This is a genomic window from Streptomyces sp. NPDC032745, from assembly GCF_055579465.1.
Map to the genome: position 1 here is coordinate 531518 of NZ_JBVING010000003.1, position 13026 is coordinate 544543.

General features: G+C 73.2%; 7 protein-coding genes. 3 read left to right on the forward strand and 4 right to left on the reverse strand.

The genetic code is table 11. The features are described 5' to 3' along the window. Positions 1 to 8 precede the first annotated feature (8 nt). Positions 9 to 3560, forward strand: a complete 3552-nt coding sequence (cydD, locus tag ACZ5WG_RS10320; RefSeq protein WP_468722041.1) for a thiol reductant ABC exporter subunit CydD — start codon at positions 9 to 11, stop codon at positions 3558 to 3560. A 23-nt stretch (positions 3561 to 3583) separates the two neighbouring features. Then, the gene (locus ACZ5WG_RS10325; RefSeq protein WP_468722042.1) at positions 3584 to 5320 is read left to right on the forward strand and encodes a sensor histidine kinase; all 1737 of its coding nucleotides are present in this window, start codon (positions 3584 to 3586) and stop codon (positions 5318 to 5320) included. Positions 5321 to 5359: 39 nt separating this feature from the next. Here the strand turns inward: ACZ5WG_RS10325 and ACZ5WG_RS10330 are convergent, their stop codons facing one another. Next, the gene (locus ACZ5WG_RS10330; protein WP_468722044.1) at positions 5360 to 6244 is read right to left on the reverse strand and encodes a Cof-type HAD-IIB family hydrolase; all 885 of its coding nucleotides are present in this window, start codon (positions 6242 to 6244) and stop codon (positions 5360 to 5362) included. Positions 6245 to 6442: 198 nt separating this feature from the next. Between ACZ5WG_RS10330 and ACZ5WG_RS10335 the strand changes: the two genes are divergently transcribed. Continuing rightward, positions 6443 to 7348, forward strand: a complete 906-nt coding sequence (locus ACZ5WG_RS10335; protein ID WP_468722045.1) for an LLM class flavin-dependent oxidoreductase — start codon at positions 6443 to 6445, stop codon at positions 7346 to 7348. 45 nt (positions 7349 to 7393) lie between these two features. On the opposite strand, the gene ACZ5WG_RS10340 is transcribed toward ACZ5WG_RS10335, so the two are convergent. The 3 genes from ACZ5WG_RS10340 to ACZ5WG_RS10350 all read right to left on the reverse strand — a co-directional run bounded on the left by ACZ5WG_RS10340 (position 7394) and on the right by ACZ5WG_RS10350 (position 12990). Then, positions 7394 to 10423 carry an ATP-binding protein gene (locus ACZ5WG_RS10340; protein WP_468722046.1) on the reverse strand — a complete coding sequence of 1010 codons (3030 nt, stop codon included), beginning with the start codon at positions 10421 to 10423 and terminating at the stop codon, positions 7394 to 7396. Next, on the reverse strand, positions 10420 to 12294 hold the full coding sequence (locus ACZ5WG_RS10345) for an HSP90 family protein (RefSeq protein WP_468722048.1): 1875 nt from the start codon (positions 12292 to 12294) through the stop codon (positions 10420 to 10422). The genes ACZ5WG_RS10340 and ACZ5WG_RS10345 overlap by 4 nt, the downstream gene beginning before the upstream one ends. 156 nt (positions 12295 to 12450) lie before the next feature. Beyond that, on the reverse strand, positions 12451 to 12990 hold the full coding sequence (locus ACZ5WG_RS10350) for an RNA 2'-phosphotransferase (protein WP_468722050.1): 540 nt from the start codon (positions 12988 to 12990) through the stop codon (positions 12451 to 12453). Positions 12991 to 13026 lie beyond the last annotated feature (36 nt).

The following is a 13026-nucleotide window of genomic DNA, read 5'->3' on the forward strand; positions in this document are numbered from 1 at the left end:
TGTTTCACGTGAAACCGATCGACCCGCGCCTGCTTCGGTACGCCAGCTCCACCCGCCTCTTCCTGGCGGCCGTGGTGGCCCTGGGACTTGCCGGGGCGGGGCTGGTCGTCGGCCAGGCGATGCTGATCGCCGAGATCGTGGTCGGCGCCTTCGAGCAGGGGCTGGACGGCGAGGCGCTGCGGACACCTCTGCTGCTGCTCGCGGCAGTGGCGCTGGGCCGCGGCCTGCTCGCCTGGCTCACGGAGCTCGCCGCCCACCGGGCCAGTGCGGCGGTCAAGTCGCAACTGCGGGGCCGGCTGCTGGACCGGGCCGCGGATCTGGGGCCCGGCTGGCTGAGCGGACAGCGGACCGGGTCGCTGGTGGCGCTGGCCACCCGGGGCGTGGACGCCCTCGACGACTACTTCTCGCGCTACCTGCCCCAGCTGGGCCTCGCGGTGGTCGTCCCGGTGGCGGTCCTCGCCCGGATCGTCACCGAGGACTGGGTGTCGGCGGCCATCATCGTGGTCACCCTGCCGCTGATTCCGCTCTTCATGGTGCTGATCGGCATGGCCACCCAGTCCCGGATGGACCGCCAGTGGCGGCTGCTGTCCCGGCTGTCGGGACACTTCCTGGATGTGGTGGCCGGGCTGCCGACGCTGAAGGTCTTCGGCCGGGCCAAGGCGCAGGCCGAGTCGATCCGCAAGATCACCGATGACTACCGGCAGGCGACGGTGCGGACCCTGCGCATCGCCTTCCTCTCGTCCTTCGCACTGGAGCTGCTGGCGACGCTCTCGGTGGCGCTGGTGGCCGTGACGATCGGCATGCGGCTGGTCCACGGGGACCTTGATCTGTACACCGGGCTGGTCATCCTGATCCTGGCGCCGGAGGCCTATCTGCCGCTACGCCAGGTCGGGGCGCAGTATCACGCGGCCGCCGAGGGTCTGGCGGCCGCGGAGGAGATCTTCGAGGTGCTGCAGACCCCGGTCGCCGCCCTGGGCGGCGTGGCCCCGGTGCCGGCCGCGGGGCTGCGGATCGAGATGGACGGGGTCGCGGTCCGCTACGAGGGCCGGGCCGAGGACTCGCCGGGACCGGTCTCGCTGGCGGTCGGGCCCGGGGAGTGCGTCGCCCTCACCGGGCCCAGCGGGGCGGGTAAATCCACACTGCTCCAGGTGCTGCTGGGCTTCGTGGCGCCGACCGCCGGGCGGGTGCGGATCGCAGGCGTGGACCTTGCGTCGCTGTCGCTCGAGGAGTGGCGGGAGCGGATCGCCTGGGTGCCGCAGAGGCCGCACCTGTTCGCCGGGACGATCGCGCAGAACGTACGGCTGGCGCGGCCGGATGCGTCCGCGGACGCCGTTGTCGAGGCGCTGAAGGACGCCGGGGCGTGGGAGTTCGTGGCCGTGCTGCCGCGCGGCGTCGACACCGAGCTCGGCGAAGGCGGAGTCGGGCTGTCCGCCGGCCAGCGCCAGCGGCTGGCGCTGGCGCGGGCGTTCCTCGCGGACCGGCCGGTGCTGCTGCTGGACGAGCCGACCGCGGCCCTCGATGGGGAGACCGAGGCGGCCGTGGTCGACGCGGTACGACGCCTTGCGGTGGGGCGGACCGTGCTGCTGGTCGTCCACCGGCCGGCGCTGCTGGCCGTGGCCGACCGCGTGGTGCCGGTGGGCCCTGCGGGGCTCCTGCCTGCCGTCTCCCCTGCCCGGCTCGGGGCCCGGCCGGGGACCTCGGACAGCCTCGGCGGGGAGCGCAACGGGCCGTCCGGCCCCGGGGAGTGGATTCTCGGCAGCGCCCCGGAGCGGGCGGCCAAGGCTGCCGGGGCCGACGCGGGCGGGGGCGATCCGCTCCGGCGGGTGCGCGCCGTGGCCAAGGCCTGGCAGGGGCGGTTCCGGCTCGGTCTGCTGCTCGGGGCGCTGGCCGTCGGATGCAGTGTCGGGCTGATGGCCGTCTCCGGATGGCTGATCTCACGGGCCTCGGAACAACCGCCGGTGCTCTACCTGATGGTGGCCGTCACAGCCACCCGGACCTTCGGGATCGGGCGGGCCGTCTTCCGGTACGCGGAGCGGCTCGTCTCCCACGACGCCGTGCTGCGGATGCTCGCCGACCTGCGGGTGTCGGTGTTCCGGCGGCTGGAGCGCATTGCGCCCGCCGGGCTGCGGGAGCAGCGGCGCGGAGACCTGCTGGCCCGCCTGGTGGCCGACGCCGACGCCCTCCAGGACTACTGGCTGCGCTGGCTGCTGCCGGTCGGCACCGCGGTTCTCGTCGGCACCGGCTCGGTCGCCTTCACCGCCTGGCTGCTGCCTGGGGCAGGGGCCGCGGTCGCCGTCGGGCTGCTCGCCGCCGGGGTGGGGGTGCCGCTGGTCAGCGGGGCCTGCGCCCGGCGTGCGGAGCGGCGGTTGGCGTCGGCCCGGGGCGAGCTCGCCACCCGGGCGGCCGACCTGCTGACAGGGACCGCCGAGCTGACCGTCGCCGGCGCGCTGGCCGGCCGCAAGGACGCCGCGAGGGAGAGCGACCGGACGCTGACGGCCATCGCCGCACGGGGAGCAGCCGCCACCGGGCTCGGCAGTGGGCTCTCCGCCCTCGTGTGCGGGCTGACCGTGGTGGTCGCCGCGGCCGTGGCCGCGAACGCCGTCCACGACGGCAGGCTGTCCGGGGTGGCCATGGCCGTTGCCGTGCTGACCCCGCTCGCCGCCTTCGAGGCGGTCAACGGGCTTCCGCAGGCTGTCCAGTACCGCCAGCGGGTACGCCGCAGCGCCGAGCGGATCTACGAGGTCATCGATGCTCCCGTCCCGGTCGCCGAGCCGGAGCGGCCGGCCCAGGTACCCACCTCTCCGTTCCCGCTGCGGCTGACCGGACTCGCCGTCCGGCATCCCGGGCAGGAGCAGGACGCGCTGCACGGGCTGGACCTGACCCTGGAGGCCGGCCGGCGGATCGCGGTCGTCGGCTCCTCGGGTGCGGGCAAGACCTCGCTGGCCCAGGTCCTGCTGCGGTTCCTGGACCCGCACGAGGGCGCGTACACCCTGGGCGGTACCGATGCGCGCACGCTCGACAGCGACGAGGTCCGCCGGATCGTGGGCCTGTGCGCCCAGGACGCGCACCTCTTCGACAGCTCGGTACGGGAGAACCTGCGGCTGGCCAGGACCGGGGCGAGCGAGGAGCAGCTGCGACAGGCCCTGGCGGCGGCCCGGCTGCTGGAGTGGGCCGACGGGCTCCCCGACGGGCTGGACACCCTGGTCGGTGAGCACGGCGAGCGGATCTCCGGCGGCCAGAGGCAGCGCCTGGCCCTGGCCAGGGCGCTGCTCGCCGACTTCCCCGTCCTCGTCCTCGACGAGCCGGCCGAGCACCTGGACCTGGCGACCGCGGACGCCCTGACGGCTGATCTGCTCGCCGCGACCGAGGGCCGCACCACCGTGCTGATCACGCACCGGCTGGCCGGCCTGGAGGCGGTCGACGAGGTGCTCGTACTGGACCGCGGAACGGTCGTGCAGCGCGGCACGTACGCGGAGCTGGCCGCAGCCGAGGGCCCGCTGCGGAATCTGCTGGAGCGGGAGCGGGCGGCCGACGGGGCCCTCGCCGACTTTCCCCGGTAAAAGGGACTAACTAGTCTCAAGGCATGTCAGTGCAGGAGTCGCAGGAACCGCCGGAGTCACCACCCGGAACGCCTGACCCGCTGGAGGCAGCCACCCAGGCCGCCCGGAGTCTGCACGGCCTCTCCACCGAGCTCACTGCCCGGGTGCCCCAACTGCTGGAGGCCATGCGCTCGGTCGGCACCGGCCTCGAACTGCACTCCACCCTCGACCGCATCTGCGAGACCGCGGCCGAGCTCGCCGACGCCCGGTACGCGGCGATCGGCGTCGTCGACACCGAGGGCCGCGGGCTCTCGGACTTCGTCACCTTCGGCATCGACGCCGAGGCGGCCGGGAGGATCGGGCACCGCCCGGACGGGAGGCGGGGCCTGCTCGGCGCGCTGATCTCGCACCCCGACACGGTGCAGCTCGCCGATCTGACGAAGGATCCGCGCTCGGCCGGATTCCCGCCGCACCACCCGCCCATGAAGACCTTCCTCGGCGTCCCGATCCGGGTGCAGGGGGAGATCTTCGGCAACCTGTACCTCGCCGAGAAGAACGGCGGCGGCCAGTTCAACGACTACGACGTCCACATGGTCCGGGTCCTGGCCACCGAGGCGGGGATCGCCATCGGCAACGCCCGGTTGTACGAGGCCGCCACCCAGCGGGAGCGGTGGATCGACGGCTCGGTGGCCGTCACGACCGCCCTGCTGTCGGGCGGCGACGCGGACGACGCCCTGGCGGTGGTGGCCGAACAGGCCCGTCACCTGGCCGACTCCGCCGCCGGGATCGTGATGCTGCCGGCCGAGGAGGGCGGGATGGAGATCGTCGCCGTCTCCGCAGAGAATCCGGCCACCTCACTCGGCCTGGTGATCCCGGCCGAGAGCCCGGTGGTGGCGAGGCTGCTCCAGGGCGAGCCGGTCTTCGTGGACGACGCCGCCTCCGACCCCCGCATGATCAGCCGGCTCACCAGTCAGTACGGGCCCTGCATGATGCTGCCGCTGCACAGTGGCGGGCGGGTGCTGGGTGCGCTGGTGACCCCCCGGGCCCGCGGCAAGAGGCCGTTCAGCGAGTCCGAGCGGACCCTGGCCACCCAGTTCGCGTCCCAGGCGGCGCTCGCGCTGATGATGGCCGAGGCACAGCGCGATCGGGAGCGGCTCGCGGTGTTCGAGGACCGCGACCGGATCGCCCGGGACCTGCACGACCTGGTCATCCAGCGGCTGTTCGCCACGGGGATGATGCTGGAGGGCGCCCAGCGGCGGTCCGTCGTCCCGGAGGTCGTCGACGGCGTCGGCAAGGCCGTGGACGAGCTGGACGTGACGATCCAGGAGATCCGCACCGCCATCTTCGCGCTCCAGCAGGGACCGGCCGAGGCTCCGTCGGGGTTGCGCACCCGGGTCCTGCGAGAGATCAACATGGCCGCAGTGCCGTTGGGTTTCAAGCCGGCACACCGCTTCCTCGGCCCGATCGACGCGGTGGTCGGCGAGCTGGTGGGCAAGAACCTGATCGCGGCGCTGCGCGAGGCCCTGTCGAATGCCTTCCGGCACGCGGAGGCGTCCCGGATCGAGGTGGTCGTGGACTGCACCGCCACGCTGGCCGACGGGAGGCCGGGGGTGCGGCTGGAGGTCGCCGACGACGGCGTGGGCATTCCCGAGGGCGGGCGGCGCAGCGGGCTGCGGAATCTGCGCCGACGGGCCGAGTCGCTGGGCGGGTCGAGCTCGTACGGCACGGGCATCGGAGAGGACGGCAGCGGGACCACCCTGGTGTGGGAGGCCCCGCTCTGACCTGTCGGGGCCCGCTCGGGCCGGCCCCACTGCTGGTGTCTACCGCCGGTGCGCGACGTGTTCCGCGAGGATGCGCTCGATGACGACGGCGACGCCGTCATCGTTGTTGGCGACCGTACGGCCGGAGGCGGCCGCGATCACGTCCGGGTGGGCGTTGCCCATCGCGTACGAGGTACCTGCCCAGCGGAGCATCTCCACGTCGTTGGGCATGTCCCCGAAGGCGACGACCTCGGCGGGGGAGATACCGCGCTCGGCGCAGCACAGCTCCAGGGTGCTGGCCTTGGAGACGCCCAGCGCGCTGATCTCCAGCAGAGCGGTCGGGCTGGAGCGGGTGATCGACGCGTAGACGCCGGCGACCGAGCGGGCGAGCGTCAGGAAGTCGTCCGGGGCGAGCTCGGCGTGGTGCGCGAGCAGCTTGAGGACCGGAGCGGAGGTGTCGTCCCCGTCCTCCTCCAGCAGCTTCTCCGCGGTGGCCACATGGGCGCCCGGGTCCTGGAAGAAGGGCGGATACAGCGGCTCGTAGTTGATCCCGGTGGTCATCTCGACCGCGAAGGACGTGCCCGGGGCGGCGGCGCGCAGGGTCTCCACGACCGTCAGGGCCGTGGCCCGTGGCAGTGCCCGGACCTGTACGAATTTCCGGCCCGCGTGGAGATCGACCACCGCGGCCCCGTTCGCGCAGATCGCCAGGCCGTGGCCGTGGACATGGTCGCTGACCACGTCCATCCAGCGGGCCGGGCGGCCGGTGACGAAGAAGACCTCGATCCCGGCCTCCTCGGCGGCGGCGAGCGCGGCGACCGTGCGGAGCGAGACGGATTTGTCGTCGCGCAGCAGGGTGCCGTCGAGGTCGGTGGCGATGAGCCGGGGAGTGGGGGTTGGCCCGTCCGGGCGCTGGGGAGCCGAGGTCACGGATCCATCTTCGCCCATGGCCCGGGGGCTGAGGCCCGGTGCGGGGTCGGACCCTGCACCGGATGGCGATGTTTCTCCCCCGGTCACCAGCCCACGAACCCCGTCCGGTGGGCACCCAGGTGCTCCCCGTGAAAACAGGGACGGCTGATGTTTCACGTGAAACATGGGCGGCTGACGTTTCACGTGAAACAGGGGCAGGGCCGTAGTCTCGAATACATGAGTCTGCGTCTGAGCACTGTGATCCTCCCGGTACGCCCGTGGCATGAGGGCGGTCGTGACCAGTGGGTGCGAGCCGAGAAGCTCGGGTTTCACACCGCATACACCTACGACCACCTGACCTGGCGGTCCTTCCGTGACCGGCCGTGGTTTGGCGCGATCCCGACGCTGACCGCGGCGGCCGCCGCCACCGAGCGGATGCGGCTGGGCACGCTCGTCACCTCGCCGAACTTCCGGCACCCGGTGACGCTGGCCAAGGAGCTCATGGCGCTGGACGACATCTCCGGTGGCCGCTTCACCCTCGGTATCGGCGCCGGCGGCAACGGGTTCGATGCGACCGCGCTGGGCCAGGACCCGTGGAGCCCGCGTGAGCGTGCGGACCGCTTCGCAGAGTTCGTGCCGCTGCTGGACCGGCTGCTCACCGAGGCCGCGGTCAGCGAGCGCGGCACCTTCTACTCCGCCGACGAGGCCCGCAACATCCCCGGCTGCGTGCAGCAGCCGCGACTGCCCTTCGCCGTCGCTGCGAACGGCCCGCGGGGACTCAAGCTGGCCGCCGCCCATGGCCAGGCCTGGGTGACCACCGGCGATCCGAAGCTCTTCGAGGAGGGCACCCCGGAGCAGTCGCTGGAGGCCATCCGCGGCCAGCTGGCCAAGCTCGACAAGGCCATGGCCGAGATCGGGCGCGCGCCGGAGCCGATGGAGAGGATCCTGCTCACCGGCTTCACCCCGGAGCGCAACACGATGCTGGACTCCGTCGATGCGTTCGTCGACTTCGCCGGCCGCCACCAAGAGCTCGGTTTCACCGAGATCGTGATCCACGCACCGATCCCGGACTCCGAGTTCGCGGCGGACGAGAACGTCTTCGAGGAGATCGCCACCGAGGGCCTGGCCCAGCTGGACAGCTGATGGCTCCGATGCCCCCGTCGCCGCCTGGTGACGGGGGCATCGCGGTCAGGACCGCAGGCTGTCCAGAGAGGACTGGGCGCGCTCCAGCAGGCCCTCCGGAACCCCCTCGGGCCGGGCCCGGAGTTCATCGATCAGCGCCGAGAGCCGAGCGACTCCCGCCTCCGCGCGACCTGTCTCCTGCTCGGTCCAGGCTGCGTACTGGACGCACTGGAGTCGGTCCCCCAGATGGTCCGGACCCAGTTCCGCGTACAGGGCCGCGGCCCGCTCACTCAGCCCGATCTCCTCCAGCCGCAGCGCTTCGATCTCCGCGTCGCGGCCCACGACGGCGCCAGGGGACCCCTTGCCGTCCTCGCCGCCGTCCTCCTCGCCGGTCTCCTCGCCGGTCTCCTCGAGTGAGTTGACCCGCCAGTCGAGCACCTGCGCCAGTTGCAGCCAGGTCTGGGCGAGCTCGGCCCGCAGCTGCGGGGCCGCGGAGGTCTCCCCGTACTCGGCCAGTGCGGCTTCCACGACGCCGGCCGCCTGGTGCATCAGCTCCCGCGCCTGTGCCCAGGCCGCCGCGGTGAGGTTCTCCCGCGGTGCCAGCCAGGCCAGGGAGCGCAGGATCCGCACCTCGGCAATCGGGGCGTCCCCCGTCACCCGGTACAGCTCCAGGGACCGCTCGTACGCGGCGACCGCCTCCTGGTGCAGGCTCGCGGCGGTGAGTTGTTCCGCGGCCGCCTGCGCGAGGGCGGCTTGCGGGCGGGTGTCCTCCCAGCCCTTGGCCACCTCTGCCGCCAGCAGGTACTGCTCGGCCGCCGCCCGCGGGTCGTTGAGCTGCCGCAGCAGATCGCCGAGGAACTCCCTTGCGGACACGGCCTGTCCCTCGCCGTGTTCCAGCAGATCGGGCAGCGTCGACTGCAACACCTCCGCCGCGTCTGCGTTCCGGCCCTCCCGCGCATGCGCCCGGGCCAGCACGAGCCGGGCCTGAGCACCTCCGTCGGCGGTCAGACCGGCCTGGTCGAACCAGTGCGCCGCGGTGAGGGCGTGCTCGGCCGCCTCCTCCGCAGCATCGGCCCGGCGCAGCAGGATGTCCGCGAGGGTGAGCCGTACGACTGCGTGCGTCTCGGGCTCGGTCACCTCCGCGGAGTGCTCCAGCGCGGCGCGCGCCGCCTCCTCCGCCTCCTCCGGCCGGTCCAGCGACATCAGCACCCCGGCCCGCAGCACCAGCGGATCCACCGCCTGCCACGGCCGGTCCGCCGCCACCGCGCGGTCCGCGGACGAGACCAGGAGCGGCAGGGCCCGCTCGGGGTCGCCCTGGGACAGGGCGACGCGGCCCATCATCTCCTCGGCCTCCGCGACCAGGTCGGGCAGATCCTCGGCATGGGCTGCGACGAAGGCGCCGAGTTCGGCCGCCAGCCCACCGTGTCCGTGATCCTGTCCGGGGCCGTGGACGTGGTCGTGCGCCGGGCCGGCCTCCAGCGAGCGCAGGTACGACTCCACACGGATCGAGGCCAGCTCCGCCAGTGCGATCCGGCGCCCGCGCAGCGGCTCGTCCGCGTCCAGCGCCTCGGCGGCCCGCGCGGCGACCTCGAGCAGCTCCCGGATCCGCTCAGGCTCGGCTCCGGACTGCGCGGCCTCGCTCGCCAGCCGCAGCTGCGCCAGTGCGGCGCGCTGTGCCTGCCCGAGCACTTGGTAGACGTCGCGGACAGCCCCCAGCAGCTCCGCCGCGTTCGCGGCACCGCCGCGGGCTGCCGTCAGGGCCCGGTGGTCCGCCACATCGGCGGCGACGAGCGGGTCCACCTCGCCCTCCGGGCGGGCGTCCACCCGTGCGCCGACCTCGGCCCAGAGCCCGTCCGAGGCGGGATGCCCTTGGTCGCGGGCCTGCCGGGCCCGCTCCACCAGCTCGTCGAGGCCTGCGGCGGGCGGCACGGGCGCAGCCGCGGGGGCCGCCACGGCTGCGGGCGCCGCAGAGGTCTTCGGCAGGGCCGTGCTGCGTACCCCCAGCGGCAGCACGTCGACCAGCGGCTCCCGTTCGATCCGGGCGAGGAAGCGGTCCGAGACCCGGGTGGTGCCGTTGCGGGCGTCGAACCGCCGGGCGATCTCGAGCGAGCTCGCGCGCACTACCTCGTACAGCTCGGAGACCGTGCGCGGGACGCCCTCGTAAGGGACGGCCGGGCTCTGGCCGTGCCCCAGTTCCGTCAGCCGGCGCAGCAGCACCAGGACGCCGCCGTGGAAGGCCATCCGGTCGTCGACATTGGCGAGCGGGCCCACGTGGGCTGCATGCTCGGCGAGGATCTCCAGGCCGCGCGACTCGTTGCCGCTCAGGGCGCAGAACTCGATGTGCTTGCCGACCGAGGGCAGCAGGCTCTCGTTGCCCCGGGCCATGCGATAGCCGCGCAGGTGGTGCGAACGGGCCTCGTCGAAGCGGCCGAGGCGCAGCAGCGGCAGCAGCGAGTGGGCGAGCAGCCGGTGGGGTTCCTCGGCGCAGGTCCGCTCGCCCGCCAGTACGGGCTGCCAGACCTCCAGGGCCTGGGCGTCGTCACCGCGCAGCACGGCGTACGCGCCCTGCCCGTTGAGCTCGCAGGCGTGGCAGTCGCTCATGCTGTCGCGGTCGGCCGCCAGCCAGGCGCGGTACGCCCGCTCGGCCCGCTCGTCCTCGCCGATCGCGTCGGCCAGCCACAGCTCGGCCTCGCGTACCGGCCGCTCGCTGTAGCCCGCGATCCGGTAGCGGCGCTCCATCTCGTCCAGCCAGCCGGTGGCGGATTCCAGCGGGATCTCGGGGGAATCGCTGATGGCCGTGGCCACCCACTTGAACTGCCAGAACAGCGAGTGGGCGTCCCACCGGTCGAAGGCGCCGGGGTCCTTGTCGTACTCCTGGAGCAGCCGGGCGAACGGCACCAGCATTTTCGAGGACTCGGCACTCCAGAGGTAGGCGTTGATCAGGTTGTCGAGCGCCTTGCGGAACAGCGCCCAGTCACCGTTCGCCTCCGCCGCACCCACGAGCACCTCGGCGTGCGCGTTGCGCGCGGCCCCGTTCGGGGCGTCCCTGTTCTCCGCCAGGCCCCGCTCGATCTCCTCGCGCGTCAGCATGGTCACTTCTGGCCCTCCGGGGAGTCGGTGGAGTGGGTCGCCCATTCCAGGAGCCCGAGGAAGGCCCGGTTGAGCAGGGTGGAGTCGGCAGGGCGCAGCGGCCGCTGGGACATCAGCAGGGCCTGCCCGTACAGCGATTCGACGGCCGTGCCGGTCAGGGCCTCATCGGGCAGGGCCGAGATCCGGCGGATCAGCGGGTTGTTGTGGTTGAGCACCAGGCGGGCGCGCGGCGCGGAGCCGCGCAGCGCCCCGAGGATTCCGCTCCACAGCGAGTCGGCGCTGCTCAGGGCGGCCGTGCGGTCGCGCTCCTGGCGGGCCTGGCGGTCGTCGAGGTAGAGCGCCGGGACGGAGACGGGCTGGAAGGCGCGCAGCACCACGTCGCATCCCTGCGGTTCCAGCCGGGTGCGCGCCGTGGACAGGAAGGGCGCGAGGGCGAGTTCGGCGGAGGTCGGGACCGGGTCGAGCCGCTCGGTGACGGCTCCGGCGTCCAGCTCCGTGACCTTGAGGTCCGGCCGTACGGAGGGCAGCAGGGCGAGCAGGTCGGCGTCGTAGGTGTATCCGGCGTTGATGACGCCGAGGCCGTGGGCCGCCGCGATCGGGGCGATCTGGCGGAACTCCTCGACGGTGCGCGTGAAGTGGATCTCGGTGTGGGCGGCCGTGAACTCCTGGAGGCTCATCGAGCCGTCGCTGGTCTCGAACGGCAGCCAGGGCAGCATCAGGCCGAGCAGCTCGGCGTCGTGCCGGGCCAGGGACTTCACGCCGAGGTGGTGGACGCCCAGGAAGGCGGCCAGACGCTCCGGTTCACTCGCGGCGAGTTCGGCGAGCCAGGCCCGGACGCGGGCGCCGAGGGCCTCCCGTACGGCGGACAGGGTCTCGTCGTCGTACAGGTTCTCGCGGGAGGCGGTGGGCCGCAGCGTGTCGGTGTCGATGACCGCGCGAACGAAGAACGCCCAGTCCGGCAGCAGGTTGTCGGCGTGGTCGGTGAGCAGCATGCCCTTGAGGTGGACGCGGTGTCCGGCCCGGTGGGCGGGGCTGGTCGGCTCGGGGAGGACGTACGCCACTCCGCGCACCCCGGCGACGGGCAGGTCGAGGTCGATGCTGTCGAGCGGGGTGAAGCCGAAGAGCTGCGCGCAGTGGCCGGCGAGCGCGACGCGGCGGGCGGCGGGGGTGGGGAAAGGACGGTCCCATACGGCGGGCCGGTCGGTGACGGCCTGCGGCTCGCCGCCTTCGCCGTCGTCGAAGGTGATGTCGTACGGGAGCAGGGAGCCGTAGTCGCGGGCCAGCTGCTCGACCTTGGCCGGGACGGTCCACTCCTCGGCGCCCGGGCGGGCCTGGAGGATGACGGTGGTCCCGGGCTCCCGGCGTGCCTCGTCGGGCAGTTCGCGGACGGTGTACGAGCCGTCGTCCGTGGCCAGCCATTCGACCGGCGCGGCCTCGGGGTCGCGGGCGGAACGCGTGATGACGCGGATCTGGCGGGCCACGACGAAGCAGGCGAGCAGGCCGATGCCGAACTGGCCGAGGAACTCCCGGCGGGTGGTCTCGATGCCGTGGTCGCCGCCGCGCTTGGAGCTGCGGCCGATGGTGGCGAGGAGGGAGTGGGCCTCGGCGGCGGTCAGGCCGATACCGCTGTCCTCGATGGTCACCCGGCCCGCGGACGCCGACAGGCGGATGCGGATCTCCGCCTCCGGGTCGAGTGCGTGGCGGGCGGTGACGGCGTCCACCGCGTTCTGCAGGAGCTCGCGGACGTAGACGCGCGGGCTGGAGTAGAGGTGGTGGGAGAGCAGGTCGACCAGGCCGCGCAGATCGACTTGGAAGCTGTTGGCCGACGGGTCGGAGCGGTCGGCGGAGTGGGAAGGGGAAGGGGATGTGGACGTCACGGGGCGTCACCTCGCGTGCTCGCATGGATGGTTCGGCGATCGCGAGGTACCCCCCTCACAGATCGGAATGAGGAACAGAGTAGGGGGATGATCTGACAATCTCTTCGTGAATTCCGGCGGCGCCGAGGGGGCTGCCGAGCGGCGCCGAGGCCGGCGCTACTGGAAACGCAGGAACTGCGGCGGTACGGCATCCACCAGCCAGACCCCGTTGGCGCTGATCCGGAAGACGTGCCCGGCGGCGCGCATCGCCCCCGCGTCCACGCTGAGCACGACCGGCCGGCCGCGCCGCGCGCCGACGCGGGTCGCGGTCTCCCGGTCGGGGGACAGGTGCACGTGGTGGCGGGCCATGGGACGCAAGCCCTCGGCGCGGATCGGGTCCAAGGCGGCGGCGACGGTGCCGTGGTAGAGGTACGCGGGCGGTTCGGCCTCCGGCAGGTCCAGGTCCACGGGAACGGTGTGCCCCTGGTTGGCCCGGATGCGCGTGCCGTCGACGGCGAACCGCTGCTTGTCGTTGGCGGCGACGACGTGGTCGAGCTCGGCGCGGCTGACGGGGAAGCCGTGGGCGGCGGCCGCACGGAGAAGATCGTCGATCTCCACCCAGCCCTGGGGATCGAGCACCAGTCCGATGCGTTCCGGCTGATGCCGCAGATGTTTCGAGACGTATTTGGACACCTTCACGGTGCGTCTGTCGTCCATGGCCCCAGCTTGCCGCGTCGCAGCGGGGTCGGGCAG

What these genes read in the sequence shown, in the direction of transcription:
- ACZ5WG_RS10325 (WP_468722042.1), top strand. Translation starts at nt 3,584, where the DNA reads ATGTCAGTGCAGGAGTCGCAGGAACCGCCGGAGTCACCACCCGGAACG.
- ACZ5WG_RS10330 (WP_468722044.1), bottom strand. Translation starts at nt 6,244, where the DNA reads ATGGGCGAAGATGGATCCGTGACCTCGGCTCCCCAGCGCCCGGACGGG.
- ACZ5WG_RS10335 (WP_468722045.1), top strand. Translation starts at nt 6,443, where the DNA reads ATGAGTCTGCGTCTGAGCACTGTGATCCTCCCGGTACGCCCGTGGCAT.
- ACZ5WG_RS10350 (WP_468722050.1), bottom strand. Translation starts at nt 12,990, where the DNA reads ATGGACGACAGACGCACCGTGAAGGTGTCCAAATACGTCTCGAAACAT.